Annotated in this window: 18 protein-coding genes; 7 read left to right on the top strand and 11 right to left on the bottom strand. The window is 73.6% G+C overall.

Annotated elements, in window-relative coordinates; translation table 11 throughout:
• Window positions 1-53 precede the first annotated feature (53 nt).
• From N912_RS0134225 to N912_RS56415, 3 genes are all read left to right on the top strand, one after another.
• Window positions 54-1,454, top strand: coding sequence for an NAD(P)H-quinone dehydrogenase (locus tag N912_RS0134225; RefSeq protein ID WP_028925964.1), 1,401 nt, complete (start codon window positions 54-56; stop codon window positions 1,452-1,454).
• Between the two features lie 17 nt (window positions 1,455-1,471).
• The gene (locus N912_RS0134220) at window positions 1,472-3,253 is read left to right on the top strand and encodes a glycerol-3-phosphate dehydrogenase/oxidase (protein WP_084211488.1); all 1,782 of its coding nucleotides are present in this window, start codon (window positions 1,472-1,474) and stop codon (window positions 3,251-3,253) included.
• A gap of 76 nt (window positions 3,254-3,329) precedes the next feature.
• Window positions 3,330-4,535, top strand: coding sequence for an alpha/beta hydrolase family protein (locus N912_RS56415; RefSeq protein WP_156994227.1), 1,206 nt, complete (start codon window positions 3,330-3,332; stop codon window positions 4,533-4,535).
• 5 nt (window positions 4,536-4,540) lie between these two features.
• Here N912_RS56415 and N912_RS0134210 read toward each other — a convergent pair whose 3' ends face one another.
• The 7 genes from N912_RS0134210 to N912_RS65335 form a co-directional block, all read right to left on the bottom strand.
• Entirely contained in the window at window positions 4,541-5,362 is an 822-nt protein-coding gene (locus N912_RS0134210; RefSeq protein ID WP_028925962.1) for an ESX secretion-associated protein EspG, read from the bottom strand.
• Window positions 5,359-6,594 (bottom strand): hypothetical protein, encoded by a 1,236-nt coding sequence (locus tag N912_RS63995; protein ID WP_028925961.1) that lies wholly within the window; start codon window positions 6,592-6,594, stop codon window positions 5,359-5,361. Before N912_RS63995 ends, N912_RS0134210 begins: the two co-directional genes overlap by 4 nt.
• Window positions 6,595-6,600: 6 nt before the next feature.
• Window positions 6,601-6,930 carry a hypothetical protein gene (locus N912_RS0134200; RefSeq protein ID WP_037068085.1) on the bottom strand — a complete coding sequence of 110 codons (330 nt, stop codon included), beginning with the start codon at window positions 6,928-6,930 and terminating at the stop codon, window positions 6,601-6,603.
• Between the two features lie 75 nt (window positions 6,931-7,005).
• Window positions 7,006-8,820 (bottom strand): acetyl-CoA carboxylase biotin carboxylase subunit, encoded by a 1,815-nt coding sequence (locus N912_RS0134195; RefSeq protein WP_028925959.1) that lies wholly within the window; start codon window positions 8,818-8,820, stop codon window positions 7,006-7,008.
• A 122-nt stretch (window positions 8,821-8,942) separates the two neighbouring features.
• Complete coding sequence (locus tag N912_RS0134190) at window positions 8,943-9,383, bottom strand: SCO6045 C-terminal-like domain-containing protein (protein WP_028925958.1); 441 nt, start codon at window positions 9,381-9,383, stop codon at window positions 8,943-8,945.
• Complete coding sequence (locus N912_RS0134185) at window positions 9,380-10,255, bottom strand: MbnB/TglH/ChrH family RiPP precursor modification enzyme (protein ID WP_028925957.1); 876 nt, start codon at window positions 10,253-10,255, stop codon at window positions 9,380-9,382. The genes N912_RS0134190 and N912_RS0134185 overlap by 4 nt, the downstream gene beginning before the upstream one ends.
• Complete coding sequence (locus N912_RS65335) at window positions 10,252-11,214, bottom strand: TIGR04222 domain-containing membrane protein (RefSeq protein ID WP_028925956.1); 963 nt, start codon at window positions 11,212-11,214, stop codon at window positions 10,252-10,254. Before N912_RS65335 ends, N912_RS0134185 begins: the two co-directional genes overlap by 4 nt.
• A 138-nt stretch (window positions 11,215-11,352) precedes the next feature.
• Here N912_RS65335 and N912_RS0134175 point away from each other — a divergent pair, with 138 nt between their 5' ends.
• A complete protein-coding gene (locus tag N912_RS0134175; protein ID WP_156994226.1) occupies window positions 11,353-12,294 on the top strand; it encodes a hypothetical protein in 942 nt (313 codons plus the stop codon).
• On the opposite strand, the gene N912_RS0134170 is transcribed toward N912_RS0134175, so the two are convergent.
• A complete protein-coding gene (locus tag N912_RS0134170) occupies window positions 12,221-14,281 on the bottom strand; it encodes an NACHT domain-containing protein (protein ID WP_169748007.1) in 2,061 nt (686 codons plus the stop codon). The two genes, N912_RS0134175 and N912_RS0134170, sit on opposite strands and share 74 nt — an antisense overlap.
• A gap of 210 nt (window positions 14,282-14,491) precedes the next feature.
• Between N912_RS0134170 and N912_RS65330 the strand changes: the two genes are divergently transcribed.
• Window positions 14,492-14,794 (top strand): hypothetical protein, encoded by a 303-nt coding sequence (locus N912_RS65330; protein WP_028925953.1) that lies wholly within the window; start codon window positions 14,492-14,494, stop codon window positions 14,792-14,794.
• A 29-nt stretch (window positions 14,795-14,823) separates the two neighbouring features.
• Here the strand turns inward: N912_RS65330 and N912_RS0134160 are convergent, their stop codons facing one another.
• Genes N912_RS0134160 through N912_RS0134150 form a run of 3 tightly spaced genes read right to left on the bottom strand, consistent with a single transcriptional unit; the run spans window position 14,824 to window position 16,800 of the window.
• Window positions 14,824-15,267, bottom strand: a complete 444-nt coding sequence (locus tag N912_RS0134160) for a SufE family protein (RefSeq protein ID WP_245645624.1) — start codon at window positions 15,265-15,267, stop codon at window positions 14,824-14,826.
• Entirely contained in the window at window positions 15,264-16,157 is an 894-nt protein-coding gene (locus tag N912_RS0134155) for a sulfurtransferase (RefSeq protein WP_028925951.1), read from the bottom strand. Before N912_RS0134155 ends, N912_RS0134160 begins: the two co-directional genes overlap by 4 nt.
• A gap of 10 nt (window positions 16,158-16,167) precedes the next feature.
• Complete coding sequence (locus N912_RS0134150) at window positions 16,168-16,800, bottom strand: Maf family protein (protein ID WP_028925950.1); 633 nt, start codon at window positions 16,798-16,800, stop codon at window positions 16,168-16,170.
• Between the two features lie 306 nt (window positions 16,801-17,106).
• Here N912_RS0134150 and N912_RS60980 point away from each other — a divergent pair, with 306 nt between their 5' ends.
• Both N912_RS60980 and N912_RS0134140 read left to right on the top strand, forming a co-directional pair.
• Entirely contained in the window at window positions 17,107-18,972 is a 1,866-nt protein-coding gene (locus tag N912_RS60980; protein WP_169748006.1) for an ATP-binding protein, read from the top strand.
• A complete protein-coding gene (locus N912_RS0134140) occupies window positions 18,969-19,373 on the top strand; it encodes a roadblock/LC7 domain-containing protein (protein WP_028925948.1) in 405 nt (134 codons plus the stop codon). Before N912_RS60980 ends, N912_RS0134140 begins: the two co-directional genes overlap by 4 nt.
• Window positions 19,374-19,377 lie beyond the last annotated feature (4 nt).

Below are 19,377 nucleotides of genomic sequence, written 5' to 3'. Positions count from 1 at the left end.
AGCCTAGTGTCTAGGGGGATATCACGGCGCGAGCGGGAGGGGAGCGGGGCTCGGTGAGCCGGATTGTGATCTTGGGAGGCGGCCCGGCGGGGTACGAGGCGGCTCTGGTCGCGGCCCAGCACGGGGCCGATGTGACGGTCGTCGAGCGGGACGGCATGGGTGGCGCGTGCGTGTTGGACGACTGCGTGCCGTCCAAGACGTTCATCTCGTCGGCCGGCGTGCGCACCGAGCTGCGGCGGGCGAACGAGCTGGGCATCGAGGCGGACCAGGACGCCGGGGTGGACCTGAGCCGGATCAACGCTAGGGTCGGGGCGCTGGCCAGGGCGCAGTCCGCCGACGTGCGCGCCCGGCTGGAGCGGGAGGGGGTACGGCTGGTCGCGGGCAGCGCGAGGTTCGGCGAACCCGGCGGTGCGGCGCCGCACACCGTGCTGGCCAGCACGAACGACGGCGGAACCGAGGAGGAACTGCCGGCCGACGTGGCGCTGGTGGCCACCGGTGCCACCCCGAGGGTGCTGCCCGGCGCCGAGCCGGACGGCGAGCGGATCCTGACCTGGCGGCAGCTCTACGACCTGGACAAGCTGCCCGAGCACCTGATCGTGATCGGCTCCGGGGTGACCGGCGCGGAGTTCGTCTCGGCGTACACCGAGCTGGGCGTGCGGGTCACGCTGGTGTCCAGCCGGGACCGGGTGCTGCCGGCCGAGGACGCCGACGCGGCCACCGTGCTGGAGGACGTGTTCGCCGACCGGGGCGTGGCCATCCTGGCGCGCACCCGCGCCGACGGCGTCCGCCGCGACGGCGACGGGGTGGTGGTCACGCTCGCGGACGGCAGCACGGTGGAGGGCTCGCACGCGCTGATGACCGTCGGCTCGGTGCCGAACACGGCGGGGATCGGACTGGAGGACGTCGGCATCAAGGTCGACCGGGGCGGGTTCATCCCCGTCGACCGGGTGTCGCGGACCACCGCCCCCGGGGTGTACGCCGCCGGCGACTGCACCGGCGTGCTGATGCTCGCCTCGGTGGCCGCCATGCAGGGGCGGATCGCGATGTGGCACGCGCTGGGCGAAGGCGTGGCGCCGATCAAGCTCAAGACCGTCGCGGCGGCCGTGTTCACCCGCCCGGAGATCGCCACCGTCGGGATCAGCCAGGCCACCATCGACTCCGGCGAGGTGCCCGCGCGGACCATCATGCTGCCGCTGGGGACGAACCCGAGGGCCAAGATGCAGGGGCTGCGGCGCGGGTTCGTCAAGCTGTTCTGCCGGCCGGCGACCGGGGTGGTGATCGGCGGCGTGGTGGTCGCGCCGGTGGCCAGCGAGCTGATCCTGCCGATCGCGATGGCCGTACAGAACAACCTCACGGTCAACGACCTGGCGTACACGTTCTCGGTGTACCCGTCGCTGTCCGGCTCGATCACCGAGGCCAGCCGCCAGCTGATGCGCCACGATGACCTGGACTGATGATCTCGGCCGACCGGATGGGTGCGAACGGAGGGGGTAGCCCGGCCGCCCGCGCTAGGGTCGTCGGTGTGGAGCAGGCAGCGATAGGGGATCTCGGCCGGCTCGGACCGGCGGAACGCGAACGGAGCTGGCGGGCGTTGGCCGGCCAGCACGTCGACCTGCTGGTGATCGGGGGTGGGGTGGTCGGCGCCGGCACCGCGCTGGACGCCGCCACCCGGGGGCTGCGGGTGGCCCTGGTGGAGGCGCGCGACCTGGCCTCGGGCACCTCGTCGCGGTCGTCCAAGCTGTTCCACGGCGGGCTGCGGTACCTGGAGCAGCTGGAGTTCGGACTGGTCCGCGAGGCGTTGCGGGAGCGCGAGCTGATGCTCACCCGGCTGGCGCCGCACCTGGTCAAGCCGGTCAGCTTTCTGTACCCGCTGCACGGGCGGTTCTGGGAGCGCCCGTACGTGGCGGCCGGGCTCACGCTGTACGACACCATGGGCGGCGCCCGCTCGGTGCCCGGCCAGAAGCACCTGACCAGGGCCGGCGCGCTGCGGCTGGCGCCCGGGTTGCGGCCGGACGCGCTGATCGGCGCGGTGCGGTACTACGACGCGCAGGCCGACGACGCCCGGCACACCATGACGGTGGCCCGCACCGCCGCCCACTACGGCGCGATCGTGCGTACCTCCACGCAGGTGATCGACTTCCACCGGGAGGCGGACCGGATCTCCGGGGTGCGGGTGCGCGACGCCGAGAACGGCGCGGAGACCGACGTGTACGCGCACGTGGTGGTCAACTGCACCGGCGTGTGGACCGACGAGATCCAGCGGCTGTCCGGCGGGCGGGGGCGGTTCCGGGTGCGCGCGTCCAAGGGCGTGCACCTGGTCGTTCCCCGGGACCGGATCGTCTCGGACACCGGCATGATCCTGCGTACCGAGAAGTCGGTGCTGTTCGTCATCCCGTGGCGCAACCACTGGATCATCGGCACCACCGACACCGACTGGAACCTGGACCTCGCGCACCCGGCCGCGACCAAGGCGGACATCGACTACGTGCTCGAACACGTCAACCGGGTGCTTGCCGCGCCGCTGACCCACGACGACATCGAGGGCGTCTACGCCGGGCTGCGGCCGCTGTTGGCCGGCGAGAGCGAGGTCACGTCCAAGCTGTCCCGCGAGCACGCGGTGGCCAGGGTGGCGCCCGGGCTGGTGGCGATCGCGGGCGGGAAGTACACCACGTACCGGGTGATGGCCGCCGACGCGGTGGACGCGGCCGGCGCGGACATCCCGAACCGGGTGGCGCCGTCCATCACCGACCGGGTGCCGCTGCTCGGCGCGGACGGCTACCACGCGCTGGTCAACCAGTCCGAGCAGCTCGGCGCGCACTACCGGCTGCACCCGTACCGGGTCCGGCACCTGCTGGACCGCTACGGCTCGCTGCTGCACCACGTGTTGGAGCTGGCCGAGGGCCGGCCCGACCTGCTCACCCCGGTGCCGGCGGCGCCGGAGTACCTCAAGGTCGAGGTGGTGTACGCGGCCGCGCACGAGGGCGCGCTGCACCTGGAGGACGTGCTGACCCGCCGCACCCGCATCTCCATCGAGTACGCGCACCGGGGCGTGGACTGCGCGGTGGCGGTGGCCGAGCTGATGGCCGAGGTGCTGGGCTGGGACGACGCGCGGGTGCGCCGCGAGGTCGAGGTGTACACCGCGCGGGTCGACGCCGAGCGCGGTTCGCAGACCGAGCCGAACGACGCGTCCGCCGATGCCGTGCGCTCCGCCGCCCCGGAGGCGCGCCCGGACCTGGTCGAGCCGGTGGCCTGAACCCGCGGCTAGCCCTACCTCGAGCTGGGGTGCTGGTCGGAGTGTTCTTCGCCGGCCGAGGCGCGAGGGTTGGGGTATGCCTCCGATGCTTGGCGCCGCCCTCGGCGCCGTACTGATGTTCGTGTTCACAGCGGCCTGTGGCGGTCAGGATCGGCCGGTGGCCGGGTCCGCGGTCGCGCCGGAGCCCGCGCGGGGTGCGGTGGTCGCGACCGTGCCGTTGGCGGAGATGGATGTGAGCCAGGTGCGCGGCGTCCTGGCCGAGCAGGGGCTGGACACGTCCCGGGTGCGCTACGGGGTGAGCGCGCGGCGGGTGGAGTACGCCACGGTGGACCCGAACGGCCGGCCGACCACGGCGAGCGCGCTGGTCACGGTGCCGAAGACGGACGCGACGCGGGCCGAGCTGGTGTCCTGGCAGCACGGCACGACGGTGGCCCGCGCCGACGCCGGATCGGTGAGCGCGGACGGCTCGGACCGCGCGGCGGCGCTGTTCTTCGCCGCCGACGGGTATGTCGTGTCCGCGCCGGACTACCTTGGCCTGGGCACCGGCCCCGGCTTCCATCCGTACGACCACCTGCCATCGACGGTGACCGCCTCGGTGGACTCGCTGCGCGCCACCCGTGCGGTTGCCGAGCGGGACGGGCACCGGCTGGACGGGCGGGTGCTGCTCACCGGCCATTCGCAGGGCGGCCCGGCGGCGATGGCGGTGGGCCGTGAGCTGGCACAGGGCGGTTCGTTCCGGGTGGCCGGGCTGGCCCCGATCAGCGGGCCGCACGACTACGCCGGCACCCTGCACACGGCGGTGACCAGCGGGATCGCCAACGGCCCCGCGTACATGGCGTACCTGACGGTGGCCTGGAACCGGCTGCACCATCTGTACGGCACGCCGTCCGAGGCGTTCCGGCCGCCGTACGACAGGACGGTGGAGGGGCTGATGGACGGCAGCCACGGCCCGCGCGAGGTGATGACGGCGATGCCGCGCACCCTGGAGGAGCTGTTCACGCCGGAGTTCCTGGCCGGGCTGCGCCGTCCCGGGGGCGCGCTGGCCGATGCGCTGCGGGTGGCCGGGGCCAGCTGCGACTGGCGGCCCGACGTCCCGGTGCGGCTGTTCGCGTCCACCGGTGACCGGGACGTGCCGATCGCCAACGCGACGTACTGCCAGCGCGCGGTGCGGGCGGCCGGCGGCCGGGCCGAGGTGATCGACCTCGGCGCGGCGGTCGACCACTCGGACGCGTTCACCCAGGCGCTGCCGAAGGTGCTGGCCGGGTTCGAGCAGCGCCCGTGACCGGGTCAGATCCTGCCGGCGTCCGCCTCCGCCTCGGCGAGCAGCGTGTCCAGCCTGGCGTGCAGCCGGTTCGTGTCGGTGGGGGCGAGCGTCGTCCACTCCACGCCGTCGGCGGCGGTGGCGCGCTGCATGAGGTACCTGCCGTGGCGGGTGTCCAGCACGCCGACCACCTTGCGCAGCCGGTGCAGCACCCCCCAGTGGTCGGCGGCGAGCACGCTGAGCTGGCCACGCCGGCTGGTGGCGTGCAGGATCGCCTCCACCTGCTCGGCGTCGTCCTCGGTGAGCCCGCGCGCGGCCAGCGCCTCGGCCAGTGTCCGGCCGCCGCCCTGGCCGGCCTCGGCGGTGGCGGCCTCCAGGTCGGCGCTGGGCAGCGCGACGGCGTGCGCGGGACCGGGCCTGGCCGGCGGCAGCGCACCCAGCGCGGCGCCCACCGGCCCGGTCGCGCTGCTCAGGGTCACGGTGGCGTCCTGGCGGACGGCCAGCGCGGTGGCCCCGGGGTGCCCGGCGGCCACCACCCGCAGCTCGCGTCCCAGCCGCATCCGCAGCTCCACCTGGCGGCTGGGCACCGCGAGCAGGTGCATCAGCCGCACGACTTCGGGGTCGGGCCCGTTGATGTCGGCCAGGCCGCGCTGGCGCAGGCCTTGCCAGCCGGTCGCCACGATGCCCCGGCGCTCGGCGTGGGTGCGCCCCGGTGAGTCCAGCCGGAGCACCACCGGGGTGGCGCCGAGGCCGAGCCACTCCCAGAGGACGTCGAACTCCACCGCGGTGAGCACCCGTCGCCCCGGCCCTCGGTACTGCCGGTCCAACGCCGGCGCCGTCGTAGTCATTGCCCGATCACTGGCGGTGCCACCCATCCGTCGTCGGTGAACAGGTCGGAGTCGTCGAGCAGGAAGTCGGGGCGCTCGTACGTGGCGTCGTCACCGACCATCCCGGCGCCACCGAGCAGCGGCGGCACCATCGGGGCGGGCGGGCCCACCGCACCGGGGCGGCCCTGGCCGCGCGCGCCCGGGTCGGTGCCGGTGCCCCCGTCCGGCGGGCCGTGCGGCTGTTGCGGGCCGGGGGCGGCGGGCAGGCCGTCGCGCTGGTCGGGCACTGGCGAGGCCGAGGCGCCGCCGACCGGGACTGGTCGTTCCGGGAGCGGCTCCGCCCGCGTGCGGTCCGTGCCCCGCCGACCGGCCGTGGCCGGCCCGGTACCGCCGTCGCCGGGCCGTGACGCCTCCGCGCGCGGCCCCACCATCCGACCGGGCCGGACCGGCGCCCCGAACACCGCCCCCAGGGCCGTCGCGCCGTGCTGGACGGGGGAGACCGCCGCGACCGAACCCGGCCGGGCACCGGGGTGCGGCGTCACCGAAGCGCCCGCCGCGGCCACCGACACGGGCCGGCCGACGACGCCACCCCGGCCGCCGCCCGCACCGCCCGCCCCGCTCGCGCCGCTGACCCCGCCCATGCCGCTCATGCCGCTCATGCCGCCGCCCAGCCCGCGCACCCGGCCCGCCGCGCCGCCCCGACCGTCCGCGCCACCGGCCACCGCCCTGGCCGCCCCACCGCCCGCGCCCGCCGTGGGCGCCGGGGCGAAACCGCCGGTGGGTCGGGTCCGCGCGCACTCGGCGGCGTGGCCCTGCATCAGCTCCAGGGCGCGCTGCCGCGCGTTGGCGGCCGCCTGCTCGGCCTGCGCCCAGTTCGCCGCCGCCGGGCCCGTCGTCGGGGCCGCCGCGCCGGCGGGCGGTGCCGGGGCCGGTGGGGGCATCTCGGCGATCACCGTGCGGGCGCTCGCGGCCTGCTGGCCCGCCTGGTTGCCGGCCAGCGTGGCGCGGGTGGCGGCGGCCTCGGCCCACTGCGCGTGCTGGGCGATGCCGGCCCTGCCCGCGTCGGCGGCCATGCCCCGCCAGCCGATCCCGAACTCGGCGAGCGGCGCGTTGATCGTCCGCGACACCCCGCCCAACACCTGCGCGACCCGGGAGAACGCCGCCTGGCTCCGGGACGCCGCCGCCGGGTCACCGCCGTGCGCGAGGTTCCACAGCTCCTGATGGGACAGCCCGGCCAGCCGCTGGTCCGCCATGATCTTTTACGGTTCCAGCTTGGCGGCGAGCTCCGCGGCGGTGTCGTACTCCTGCCGGTCGTAGGCCTGCTGGATGGCGTCGAGCTGCTGGAGCACCTGTTGCAGCCGGGCGCGGTAGTCCCGCAGCTGCTGGCCGGCCTCGGCTGCGGCCTGGTTGAACTCGGACTGGTAGTCGACGCTGGCCTGGTCGGCCATGGCGGGCCGGGCGATCTGGAGGTCACCCTCCTGGCCGGCGTCCGCGAGCTGGTCGAACGCGCTCTGGAACGCCGACCGCAGCCGGGGGATCATGTGCGGCTCGAGCTTGACCCCGCCGGACCCGTTCGCGTCAGTGACCATGCCGACACGGTAGGAGCCGGCGAGCCCGCGCGGACCCGATCCGTCCAAACAGTTCGCGATCGCTAACGCCGCGGCTCAGGCGTCCTTGATCTCGCAGATCACGGTGCCCTGGGACACCGAGCTGCCGGCGCCGGCGGCCAGCCCGGTGACGGTGCCGCCCTTGTGCGCGGTGACCGGGTTCTCCATCTTCATCGCCTCCAGCACGACCACCAGGTCGCCGGCCGAGACGGTGTCCCCGTCGGACACGGCCACCTTGATGATGGTGCCCTGCATGGGCGCGGTCACCGCGTCGCCGGAGACCGCCGCGCCGCCCTTGCCGCCGCCCCGCTTGCGCGGCGGCTTGCGCGCCCCGGCCGCCGCGCCGCCGCCACCGACGACACCGCCGCCGACGCCCAGGGCCAGGTCGCCGGGCAGCGAGACCTCCAGCCGCCGCCCGCCCACCTCGACCACCACGGTCTGGCGCTCGGCGGGCTCCTCGGCGTCCTCGCCGGCACCCCCGGTGAACGGGGCGACGGTGTTCTCCCACTCCGTCTCGATCCAGCGGGTGTGCACCGTGAACCCGTCCGCGTCCAGCGCGGCGAACGCCGGGTCGTCGACGACCACGCGGTGGAAGTCGAGCACGGTGGCCATGCCCTCGACGGTGAACTCGGCGAGCGCGCGCCGGGAGCGTTCCAGCGCCTGCGCCCGGTCCGAGCCGGTGACGATCAGCTTGGCCAGCAGCGAGTCGAACTGGCCGCCGATCACCGAGCCGGACTCCACCCCGGCGTCCACCCGCACCCCCGGCCCTGCCGGGTACTCGATGCGGCTGACGGTGCCGGGCGCGGGCAGGAAGTTGCGCCCGGCGTCCTCGCCGTTGATCCGGAACTCGATGGAGTGCCCGCGCGGCTCGGGGTCCTCGGTGACGTTCAGCCGCTCGCCCTGCGCGATGCGGAACTGCTCGCGCACCAGGTCCAGCCCGGAGGTCTCCTCGGACACCGGGTGCTCGACCTGCAGCCGGGTGTTCACCTCCAGGAACGAGATCAGCCCGTCCTGGCTGACCAGGAACTCGACGGTCCCGGCGCCGTGGTAGCCGGCTTCCTTGCAGATCGCCTTCGCGGCGGAGTGGATGGTGGCGCGCTGCTCGTCGGTCAGGAACGGCGCGGGGGCCTCCTCCACGAGCTTCTGGAACCGCCGCTGCAGCGAGCAGTCCCGGGTGCCGACGACCACCACGTTGCCGTGGGTGTCCGCGAGGACCTGGGCCTCCACGTGGCGGGGCTTGTCCAGGTAGCGCTCGACGAAACACTCGCCGCGCCCGAACGCGGCCGTAGCCTCCCGGACCGCCGACTCGAACAGCTCGGCGATCTCCCTGCGCTCGCGGGCCACCTTCATGCCGCGCCCGCCGCCGCCGAACGCCGCCTTGATCGCCACCGGCAGCCCGTGCTCGTCGGCGAACGCCTCGACCTCGGCCGCGTCGGCGACCGGGTCTTTGGTGCCGGGCACCAGCGGGGCGCCCGCGCGCATCGCCAGGTGCCGGGCGGTGACCTTGTCGCCGAGGTCGCGGATGGCCTGCGGGGTCGGGCCGATCCAGGTCAGGCCCGCGTCGATGACCGCCTGCGCGAAGTCGGCGTTCTCGGAAAGGAACCCGTAGCCGGGGTGGATGCCGTCCGCGCCGGAGCGTTTCGCCGCGCCGATGACCTTCTCGAAGTCGAGGTACGACTCGGCCGCCGTGTTTCCACCGAGCGCGAACGCCTCGTCGGCGAGGCGGACGAACAGCGCGTCACGATCCGGCTCGGCGTAGACGGCCACGCTGCGCAGGCCGGCGTCGCGGCAGGCGCGGATCACGCGCACGGCGATCTCGCCCCGGTTCGCGATGAGCACACTGCGCAACTGACGGGTCGCCTCGGCGGCCACGGTGCCTCCCCCGTAGGAATGGGCTCAACCTTCGATCGGCCGAGTCTAGGCGGCGGCCAGTGCTCGTGCCGATGCCCCGTCGCCGCGACACCGCCCACATTTTGTTGCACGTTTCCGACCGGTCAGGCGCCGAATACCCAGGCCCTGCCGAGCACGCCGACCGCCACCCCGCCGGGTACCCGCCGCAGCGCCGGCCCACGCCGAGGGCGCGGCCGGGCCGTTCCGTCGTAGCGCGCGGTCACCTCGCGCACCGCCAGCTCGGTCGCGGCCAGCGCCGGCAACCGGCCCAGGAACGCCAGCTCACGGGCCAGGTCCCAGCCGTCGGCCAGCGCGCCCTTGGACGGCCGCCCGCGCGCCCACCTGCCGAAGCACTCCGGCCACTCGGCGCCGAGGCCGGCCGCCAGCCGGGGCCAGGCCACCGCCACCTCCCCGGCCCGCTTGGCCCGCAGCGCCCGCTCGGCGACCCGGACCCGGCCCTCGTCGAAGCCCGCCGGCACCGCCGCGCCGGCCACCAGCGCGGCGACCAGCGCGGCCTGCCTGGCGGCCAGCGTCGGGCGGCTCATCGGACACCCGCCAGGTCGTCCTGTGGGGTGATGCGGGGCAGGCCGGCGGCGTCGGCGATCGCATCCAGCTCTGTGCACAGCGCCGGGGCCGGCGGGTAGTGGCCGTCGCGTTCGAGCAGGAGCGCGGGCGGGCGGGCCCTGGCGCACAGCTCGTGCACCAGGTCGAGCACGGGCGCCGGGGTGGTTGCGGTGTGCGTGTCGTGGTAGATCCCGGCGCCGTCCGCCTCGCCGCCGGCGACGTGCGCGTACGCCACCCGCTCCAGCGGCAGCCGGTGCAGCTCGGCGAGCGGGTCGACATCGCGGTTGCGGGCGTTGGCGTACACGTTCGCCACGTCGAGCAGCAGCAGGGCGCCGGTGCGGTCGAGCAGCTCGGTCAGGAAGTCCGCCTCGGTCAGCTCGTCCTCCGGCCAGTCGAACAGCGCCGCGATCGGCTCCAGCGCGAGCGGCACGTCCAGCTCGGCCTGGACCGCGCCGACGTTGCGGACCATCACGCCCAGCGCCTCGCGGGTGCGCGGGATGGGCAGCAGGTGCCCGGCCTCCATGCCGCCGGCCCGCACGAACGCCACGTGCTCGCTGACCAGCGGGGCGTCCAGCGCGCGGGCGGCCGCGACGAACCGGCCGACCCGCTCGGGGTCCAGCGGCTCGGCGCCGCCGAGGGACAGCCGGGTGCCGTGCGGGACGACGGTAACGCCGCGCCCGCGCAACGCCTCCAGCGCCGGCGGCGGCTCCGGCTCGGCCCGCCCGTGTGGGGCCAGCGCCTCCGCCACGACCTCACAGAACCGCAGGCCGGGCAGCTCGGCGATCAGGCCGGCGATCTCGGGCCGCCAGCCGATGCCCAGGCCGAGCCGGGGGAGGGACGCCGGGGCGCTCATCCTCCGCACCCCCCACCGCCACCGCCACCTCCGCCGCAGCCGCCGCCCCCACCGCCGCCGCAGCTCGACCCCCCGGAGCTGCCGCAGCCGGACGAGCCGCCCGACCAGGTGCTGGGGCTGCTACCGAAGCCGACGCCCGCCTTGGCCCCGACCACCTCGTCGGCGAACGACGGGTCGGCCGTCCACAGCGCCCCCGCGCCGAACGCGCCGACGGCCAGCGCCGCCGCCATCGCCCCGTTCGCCGTCCAGTCCGGTCGCATCGACGGGGACAGGTGCCGGTGCTCGGAGCGCAGCCGGGCCAGCTCCGTCTCGCCCAGCACGGTGCGCCGGGGCGGGATCGCCCGCAGCAGCACCGTCAGAACCCCCACCAGCAACAGGCTGAGCACCAGGTAGCCGATGGGCTTGCCGTCCGAGGCGCCGGCCATCAGACGCACCACGCCCAACGCGAACACGGCGACCATCGCCCAGTGCCACCGTCGGAAGGCCGCCCGGTCCCGGTCGCTGACCAGCAGCCTTCGCCGGACCAGCTCGTCACGCAGCGCATCCAGGGCCGCGGCCACCGGTTCCCGCCGGACCAGCCGGGTGACCTTCGGCGAGGAGCCCGCCTCGTCCAGGATTGCCCGCTCCAGCCGGGGCAGCCACCCCGAGGTCGGGGTGCCGACCCGCTCGCAGCGGTGGTCACGCCCGCGCACCAGGCCGGCCACCCGCAGCGAGCTCAGCGCCGCGATCATCGCCAGCTTGGGGCCGCCGTTGAGGTACGCGGCCAGGTACGGGCCGTCGCCCTCCGTCTCCAGCACGTGCGTGCCGTACGCCGGCGCCCGGCGGGTCCGCATCGTGCGCCGGGCGGCCAGCGCCGCGATCATGATGAAGCCGGCCAGCGCCAGGTAGAAAAGCAGGAATGTCGGTCCGCTCAGGCCCCAGGTGTCACCCTGTGTCGGGGCAGCCGCGAGGTGTGTCATCTGTACGCTCCTTCCCCTCGTTGGAGCTGTACCTGTGGATTGTGGGCGGGGTCACCGGAAGGGGGCCAGGGACTTGAGCCGGGCTTGAGCTTGAGCAGAGCAAGATTTGAGGTTTCCGGCGACCCGGGGGAGCGGCCGATGACACGTAGCGCACCGGTGGCCGCCCTGCTCACGCTGGTGGTTGTGCTCACCGGGTGCGCGCGAGCCCCGGAACCGCCCGCGCCTCCGCCGACCGCGTCCACCCCCGCCGCCTACCAGGAGCTGCTGGACCGAACCGACCGCGAGCTGGCCGGCGCGTTCACCGCCATCGCGCGTGCGCCGACGCTGGACGTGCTGGACCGGACCGTGCTGGCCGCCGCCGGGGTGGCCAGCGGCGCCGCCGAACGGCTCGCGAACAGCGCACCGCCCGCGTCCGTGGCCGCCGAGAACACCGCGCTGGCAACCGCCCTGCGCCAGTTCGCCCGCGAGCTGGCCTTCCTGAGCCAGCAGATCAACCTGCGCGCGATCTGCGCCGGGCCGACCGCCGCCGCCGCGATCGCCACCGCCCCGGGCATGCCGGCGCTGCGGAACGCCTCGGCCGCGCTGGCCGCCGCGCCCCCCGACCGCCCGGACCGCCCGCCCTACCGCTGGGGCGCCGCGCTGCCGCCACCCGACGCCGCCGACGTCCGCCCGCCGCTGCCCAACGGCACCCTGGTGGCCGACCACCGCGCCCCCGGCCAGCCCGGCGACGGCGTCCTAGAAGTCCACAACGAGGCCACCGCCGACGCCGTCGTCGTGATGTCCACCGGCCAGAAGCCGCTGGCCTCGATCGCCGTCACCGCCGGCCAGGTGAGCCGCCTGGACGGCATCCCGGACGGCGACTACGACCTCTTCTACACCACCGGCCGCGCCTGGAACACCGACCTCGCCACCTTCAGCCGCGACTGCACCTTCCACCGCTTCACCGGCCCGACCTCACTGCGCACCCGCGCCACCCCCGCCGGCATCGAGTACACCGTCCAGACCATCACGCTGCGAGACGCCACCGACCAGCCCTCCGAGGACACCGCCGAGATCCCCCCGACCGCCCTACCCCGCTGACCGAGGTTCCGGCGGGGCCAGGTAGTCCTGAAGCTGAGCGTGCCGGAACTGGTAGGCCGTACCGACCGCTCGCACCAAGCCGAGCCGGTGGCAGTCCTGCAACATCGGCATGACCCGCCAGGGGACCGGCAGCCGACGGGGCCGGCGCAGCGTCTCCCGCAACGCCGCGGTCGTGAAGCCGCCCCAGGCCGTAGCCGGGGCGAACAGCAGGACACAGCACCAGCCCCACCGCCAGTCCGACCAGCAGCCCGGTCCAGGGCCCGCCCAGTACCCCGAGCACCAGCCCGGATCCCAGCCATGCGAACAGCCCAAACGCCGCGACCTCGGCGAGCTTGCGGCCGCGCCCGGCCACGCGGGTGTTGGGGTGCATGGGCGGGGTGTCGAGCTTCACCAGCATCTCGACCAGGTATCCGACTGCCATCCCCGTCGCCAGACCCATCACCAGCAGGCCGGCCATCAGCCTGGGCACCCGCATGAGCCCGACCTGATCCAAGACCAACATCCCTGAAGCGATCGCGAACACGATCACGGCAGCCACCTCCGTGGCAGCCTTGAGACGTCGCCCGAGGGTGCGGAGCGCCAGCCATGCTGCCAGCCCGAGCGGCAGCCCGACCAGCAGCGGGACCGTGAGCGCGCTCGCCACTCCGAATGCCCAGGCGGCCACCAGGCCGAGCGTCAGTGCGACCACGAGCCTGACGGTGACAGCAACGGCGCGGGGGCGGGTCGGGAGGGCGTATGCGGGCAGTTGCCACCAGTACCAATCTCGCGTCCCTCGGGCGCGCATCTGTTCGGCGAGCGTGGTGAGCCAGCGATGCAGGTCGCATCCGTTGTGCATGTGGGTGGAACGGCGTGGGCGAGCGGCGATCACGGCCGGGATGAGTTCCTCGAGCAGGTGCGCGCGCAAGTCGGCGACGGTGGTGAACGTACCGTCAGTGAGCGCCGAGGGGACGCGCGGAGAATCGGCGTACACGGCGCGCAACAACCACAGGCCGAGCGGCGTCTCGGTCACCGCCGCCAACCGAGGCGCGTCGCCACCGGCGAGGTCGCGCAGGATGTTCCGCCATTCTGGTCGGAGTTGGGGCGCCACATGTTTACGCAGGTAGCCGGCGGCATCTTTCGGTGTGAGGTAATCGGGGGCGATGACGAGCGCGCCGGTGAGCACATTGCCAGCCTCGGTGATCGCATCGCGGAACTCGGGACGACGGCTAGCCAGTACGTACTTGCCCGGCCAGGTTCGGTTCAGTGCGGTGATGATCGCGGCGCGGCGTCCGGGGTCGACCTCGTCCAGGCCGTCGAGGATGGGTAGCACCCGGCCCTGCGCGGCGAGCGCCTCGGCGGCCCGGTGACTGATCGCCCGCAGGTGCGGATACGACTGATCGAGCTCTGTGGCCAGCCAGTCCTGGAGCCGAGGCTCTGTGTCGGGGTCCCACCCGGACAGCGGTAGCAGCACCGGCACCGGCTCGCCCGGTTCCAGCTCGACGAGCAGCTCCCGCAGCAGCTGCACGGCCAGGGTGGTCTTGCCGGTGCCCGGTCCGCCGGTGATGACCAGACGCCCACGACGCAACGCCCGGAACTGCTCGGCCAGCAGCCCGATAGCGGCGGAGCTGTGCGCGAAGGTCAACGGCTCGCCGCGGGTGATCGCGTCTGGCTGGTCCATCGGTCCGTTACCGCTCAGCCGCCACCGCACCGGCATCGGCTCCTCCAGGTTCCGAAGCTGGGCCTCGTCACTCCACCATTCGCGGACTCGCCCCGCCAGGGTCGCCGCCGCTTGGTCTACCTGCTCGGCGGTCGCGGGCAGCCCGGCCGCCCTCCGGCGCTCCACCTCCCCGCTCACCAACGTGACGATGACACCGGCGCCGGCGAGCAGGTACGCCAACATCGAAGCGGTCTCGTCCGCCGCCGACGAACCCTGCCCGACGCGGACGATCACCACGAACGCCAGGCTGCCCACCAGCACCGCCAGGCTCGCGACGGTCGTTCGCGACAACCAGCGACTGACGCGGGGCCCGGGCATCGAACCGGATCAACTCCTGGCGCAACCACACCGATCAATAAGGGGTACGCAGGATTGTGACCGGCCGGTGCCGTGCCCAGGGGCAGTTTGGCCGATTTCGTTCACGGCAGCCGGCCGCGCCCGGGCGATGCTCGCGTGAGGGCGTGGAAGGGCACCGGATGCGAACCGTTAGGCTTCGCGGCCATGGGCGTCCCCCCGGAGCTGGATCGCAAGGTTCGCCAGCTCGACAACGACGTGCAGGCGATCTACGTCATGCTCGCCGACATCTCGGCCACCCAGCGCCGCCAGGGCATGCGGATGGAAGAGATCGCCGGCAAACAGGACGAACTCGCCAGCACGCAGGCCGAGCAGGGCGTCAAGCTGGATCAGCTCGCCGCCAAGCAGACCGAGCAGGCCGTCACGCTGGCCGAGCACGGTGCCATGCTCACCGATCATGGAAAGAAGCTGGACACGATCATCGAGCTGCTGCGCTCGAACGCGTCCTGACACCCCGTGCCGCGCGCCGTTCCGGCTGGTCAGGACGCGGCGGCGCGGACCTGGTTCTTGATCCGGGCGAGCATGGCGGCCATGCCGCGCAGTCGCAGCGGGCTGACCGCCTCGCCGAGGCCGAGCGCGAGGTAGAAGTCGTTCGGAACGGCGAGGACGTCATCGGCGGTCTCGCCGTCCAGCCCGGTGTGCATGATCGAGGCGAAGCCCCGGGTGGTCGGGGCCTCGGGCGGGGCGTCGAAGTACAGGTGCACGATGCGCTCGGCGTCCACCTCGACGGCCAGGAACAGCGGAGTCTGGCACTCGTGGACCTGCTCCATCTCCTCCCGGTGCCCGTCGTACTTGGACGGCAACGCCGGCAGTTCTTCGGAAAGCTCCAGCAACAGCTGCAGCCGGTCCTTCACCCCGACCTCGGAGAAGTCCTCGACGAGCTCCGCCAGCCTCGGCGGCAGCCCGTTCACCGCCGTACTCACGTCACGGAGCCTCGTTCGGACCCGGTCACGATCGGCACCCGCACGGAGTTGCCCCACTCCGTCCAGCTGCCGTCGTAGTTGCGGACGTTCTCGAAGCCGAGCAGGTGGGTGAGCACGAACCAGGTGTGGCTGGAGCGCTCGCCGATACGGCAGTAGGCGATCACCTCGTCGGACGGCGCGAGGCCCTGTTCGCCCTGGTAGATGGCCTCCAGCTCGTCGCGGGTCTTGAAGGTGGCGTCCTCGGCGGCGGCCCGGGCCCACGGCACGCTGGCCGCGCCGGGGATGTGCCCGCCGCGCACCGCGCCCTCCTGCGGGTAGTCGGGCATGTGCAGCAGCTCGCCGGAGTACTCGCCGGGCGAGCGGACGTCCACCAGCGGCCGGCCCAGGTGTTCGAGCACCTGCTCCTTGAACGCCCTGATCACGCTGTCGTCGCGCTCGACCACGGGGTAGTCCACCGGGTCCGGCTTGGAGGCCTCCCTGGTCAGCTCGCGGCCCTCGGCGACCCACTTGGCGCGGCCGCCGTCGAGCAGCCGCACGTCGGGGTGGCCGAACAGGCTGAACACCCACAGCGCGTACGCCGCCCACCAGTTGTTCTTGTCGCCGTAGATCACCACGGTGGTGTCGCGGCCGATGCCCTTCTCGCCGACCAGCTCGGCGAACCGCCGGCCGTTGACGTAGTCCCTGGTCACCGGGTCGTTCAGCTCGGTGTGCCAGTCGACCTTGACCGCGCCGGGGATGTGGCCGGTGTCGTAGAGCAGCACGTCCTCGTCGGACTCGACGACGGCCAGCCCGGGGTCGTCGAGGTGTTCGGCCAGCCACCCGGTGGTGACCAGGCGCTCCGGGTGCGCGTAGGCGGCCAGCTTCGGGTCTGTGTCGTTCGGTACCGGCATGCTCGCGAGGCTAGTCCTGTTTCCAGAGCTCGGTCACCACGACACCCACGTCGGCGAGCAACCGGCGGACCAGCGGCAGGCTGATGCCGATCACGTTGGACGGGTCGCCGTCGATGCCCTCGACGAACCAGCCGCCCAGCCCGTCCAGGGTGAACCCGCCGGCCACCGCGAGCGGCTCCCCGGAGGCGAGGTAGGCCTCCAGCTCGGGCTCGGTGGGCCGGCCGAACCGGACGGTGGTCGCGGCATGGCCGACGGCGACCTCGCCGACCGCGCCGCCGGACAGCCGCAGCACCGCGTGCCCGGTGAGCAGCTCGCCGGTCCGGCCGGCCATGCCCGTCCAGCGCCGGCGCGCGGCCTCCACCGTGCCCGGCTTGCCGACCAGCTCGCCGCCCACGAACAGCATCGAGTCGCAGCCCAGCACCACCATGTCGGCGTGCTCGCCCCCCGAACCGGCCAGCCGCTCGCCCACGGTGGCCGCCTTGGCGCAGGCCAGCGCGGCCACCTGGCGGGCCGCAGGGGCGTCGCGGACGGCGGTGAGCACGCCGTCCTCGTCGACATCGGACACCTCGACCAGTGGGTCCAGACCGGCGGCGCGCAGCACCCCGAGCCGGGCCGGCGACGCGGACGCGAGCACAACCTTCACGGTGGCTGAGACTAGTGAGGCACAGCGGAAGTACTGTTGCGAGGCTCCGCCATCCGGCGCTCGCGCGAATACTCCGTTTGCCGGTAGTGGGTTGTGCGGAAAGTGGAAAGACTCACGTCGGTGCGCGCTTTCTCGAGATGACGGCTATGGTCGCCGTCGGTAGCTCCCCGATCGAATGTTGGATGCCGACAAACAGATGATGAGTCGATCACGCCGTATTGCTCTATTCGGCCCAGTCATCACCCGGAGAGGAGGTGGACGGGTCCGATGATGGACACGCTCTGGCGTTATCTACCACTCGGTAACATGCTGGACGAGGAGGCCTGGGCTCGTCGGCACCGCATTGTGCTGATCGTACTGGCAGTGCATCTACCAGTACTCTTCGTGTTCGGCCTGGTGCTGGGATTCAGCCCGCTGCGATGCGCCGAGGTTGTCGCGGTGCCCGCCGCGTGCGCCGGTCTGGCGTGGTGGGTCAAATACCGCCGACTGGCCTCGATCATTGCCACCGCGGGCCTGACGTTCTGCTCGATTTCGTTTGTCGGGTTCAGTCACGGATCGATCGAGGCCCATTTCCACTTCTTCATCATCATCGGGTTCATCGCGCTGTATCAGGACTGGATTCCGTTTCTGTGGAATGTCGTGTTCACCGCGCTGAGCCACGGGATCGGGTCCTGGCTGTTCCCGCACCTGATCTTCAACCACCACGCCGCCCAGGCCAGCCCCTGGATCTGGTCGGGCATCCACGGCTTCTCGGTGGCCTGCGCCTGCGTCGGGCTGCTGCTGTTCTGGCGGATCAGCGAGGACGACCAGCAGCGGATGTACCTGGCCAAGCGGATCGCCGACTCGGAGGCCGGGCGGCGGCGGTTCACCTCCGACCTGCTGGTCAACCTGGCGCGACGCAACCAGAAGATGCTCTACCGCCAGTTGGAGATCATCAACCAGCTGGAGGACAAGGAGCGCGACCCGGACGCGCTGTCCGAGCTGTTCAAGCTGGAGCACCTGGCCACCCGGGTGCGGCGCAACGCGGAGAGCCTGCTGGTGCTCTCCGGCGAGGAGACCTCACGGGTGTGGGGCGCGCCGGTGCCGCTGCGCGAGGTGGTGCAGGCCGCCATCGCGGAGACCGAGGACCTGGACCGGGTGACCTTCTCGGTGGACGAGCGGCTGTCCGTGGCCGGCAACTGCGTCGCGGACCTGACCCACCTGCTGGCCGAGCTGACCGAGAACGCCGTGCGGTTCTCCCCGCCGGGCTCGACCGTCTCGATCGCCGGCCGCCCGTACCCCAAGATCCCGGGCGCCGAGCTGATCACCATCGAGGACTGGGGCGTCGGCATGCCGCCGGAGGACATCGTGGCGGCGAACGAGCTGCTGTCCAGGGCGCCGGACGTGGACCTGTCCGAGTCCCGTCAGCTCGGCTTCCACGTGGTGGCCAGGCTGGCCAACCGGCACGGGCTGGAGGTCTCGCTCACGCCGACCCCCGGCTGCGGGGTGACCGCCGCGGTGGTGCTGCCGCCCGAGCTGTTCGGCCCCGGGCAGCAGCGGACGCCGGGTGGACGGCACCTGCAGCGCGGCCCCGGGCAGCCCAGGCCGGCCCTCGGGGTCGGCAAGGTCGGCGCCCGGCCGCGACACGCCAGCGAGGCCGACGACGAGGCCCCTGTGACGAGCACCGGGACGAGCACCGGGACGAGCACCGCGACCGCGGAGACGGCCGGGTCGTGGGAGCGGAACGGCGTCGCGTCGAGCTCGCAGTGGGGACGCTGGTGGAGCGAGGACGAGGAACCCGCGCCAACGCCGAGGGCACGGCCGAGGCCAACGCCGAGGCCGAGGCCGAGGCCGCAACCTCAGCCAGAGCGGGCGGCGGCGGCCATGGCGGCGCGCGCCCGACCGGTCCCCGCCCCCGAGATGAACGTGGCCGACGATCCCGACCCGCCGCCCACGCTCAGCCGCCGGCGCCCGCAGACGCACCTGGCTCCCGAGCTGCGCGGCCCCGCCCGCGAACGCGCCCCCGAGCCGGACCACCCGGTGCCGGCCCCCAGGGCGCCCTCGGCCACCGACGCGCTGTCCCAGTACCAGGCCAGCCGCCACGCCGCGCGCGCCGACGCCGAACGGCGGGATGCCGAGGAGCATCAGGACGCCGACCGCCACGCCGATGCCGAACAGGAGGCGCCGAGATGACCTCGAAGCGCGGCCAGCTGGACTGGCTGCTCAACGACTTCGTCAAGGCCACCCCGGGCGTGCGGCACTGCGTGGTTGTCTCCGGGGACGGGCTCCCGCTGGCCGCGTCCGAGCAGGTCGGCGACGCGCTCGCGGACCGGCTGGCCGCCGCCGCGTCCGGGCTGGTCAGCCTGGCGCGCGGGGCCGCCACCCTGCTCGAGGCGGAGCCCGTGACCCAGACCATCGTGGAGATGTCCGGCGGCTACCTGTTCGCGACGGCGGTCAGCGCGGGCTCGACCCTGGTCGTGCACACCGAGCGGCAGTGCGACCTCGGCATGATCGGCTACGAGATGACGATGTTGGCCAGCAGCGTCGGGCACGCGCTGACCCCGGCGGCCCGTTCCGCCAAGGCCACCCGATGAGTGG

Origin of the sequence: Actinospineispora acaciae DSM 45401, assembly GCF_000620785.1 — a bacterium.
Lineage (GTDB): Bacteria > Actinomycetota > Actinomycetes > Mycobacteriales > Pseudonocardiaceae > Pseudonocardia > Pseudonocardia acaciae.
This window is presented reverse-complemented; position numbering and strand designations above follow the sequence as displayed.

Coding starts and splice junctions, on each gene's coding strand:
- N912_RS0134220 (WP_084211488.1), top strand. CDS start 1,472: ATGGGTGCGAACGGAGGGGGTAGCCCGGCCGCCCGCGCTAGGGTCGTC.
- N912_RS56415 (WP_156994227.1), top strand. CDS start 3,330: ATGCCTCCGATGCTTGGCGCCGCCCTCGGCGCCGTACTGATGTTCGTG.
- N912_RS0134210 (WP_028925962.1), bottom strand. CDS start 5,362: ATGACTACGACGGCGCCGGCGTTGGACCGGCAGTACCGAGGGCCGGGG.
- N912_RS63995 (WP_028925961.1), bottom strand. CDS start 6,594: ATGGCGGACCAGCGGCTGGCCGGGCTGTCCCATCAGGAGCTGTGGAAC.
- N912_RS0134200 (WP_037068085.1), bottom strand. CDS start 6,930: ATGGTCACTGACGCGAACGGGTCCGGCGGGGTCAAGCTCGAGCCGCAC.
- N912_RS0134190 (WP_028925958.1), bottom strand. CDS start 9,383: ATGAGCCGCCCGACGCTGGCCGCCAGGCAGGCCGCGCTGGTCGCCGCG.
- N912_RS0134185 (WP_028925957.1), bottom strand. CDS start 10,255: ATGAGCGCCCCGGCGTCCCTCCCCCGGCTCGGCCTGGGCATCGGCTGG.
- N912_RS65335 (WP_028925956.1), bottom strand. CDS start 11,214: ATGACACACCTCGCGGCTGCCCCGACACAGGGTGACACCTGGGGCCTG.
- N912_RS0134175 (WP_156994226.1), top strand. CDS start 11,353: ATGACACGTAGCGCACCGGTGGCCGCCCTGCTCACGCTGGTGGTTGTG.
- N912_RS65330 (WP_028925953.1), top strand. CDS start 14,492: ATGGGCGTCCCCCCGGAGCTGGATCGCAAGGTTCGCCAGCTCGACAAC.
- N912_RS0134155 (WP_028925951.1), bottom strand. CDS start 16,157: ATGCCGGTACCGAACGACACAGACCCGAAGCTGGCCGCCTACGCGCAC.
- N912_RS60980 (WP_169748006.1), top strand. CDS start 17,107: ATGCTGGACGAGGAGGCCTGGGCTCGTCGGCACCGCATTGTGCTGATC.
- N912_RS0134140 (WP_028925948.1), top strand. CDS start 18,969: ATGACCTCGAAGCGCGGCCAGCTGGACTGGCTGCTCAACGACTTCGTC.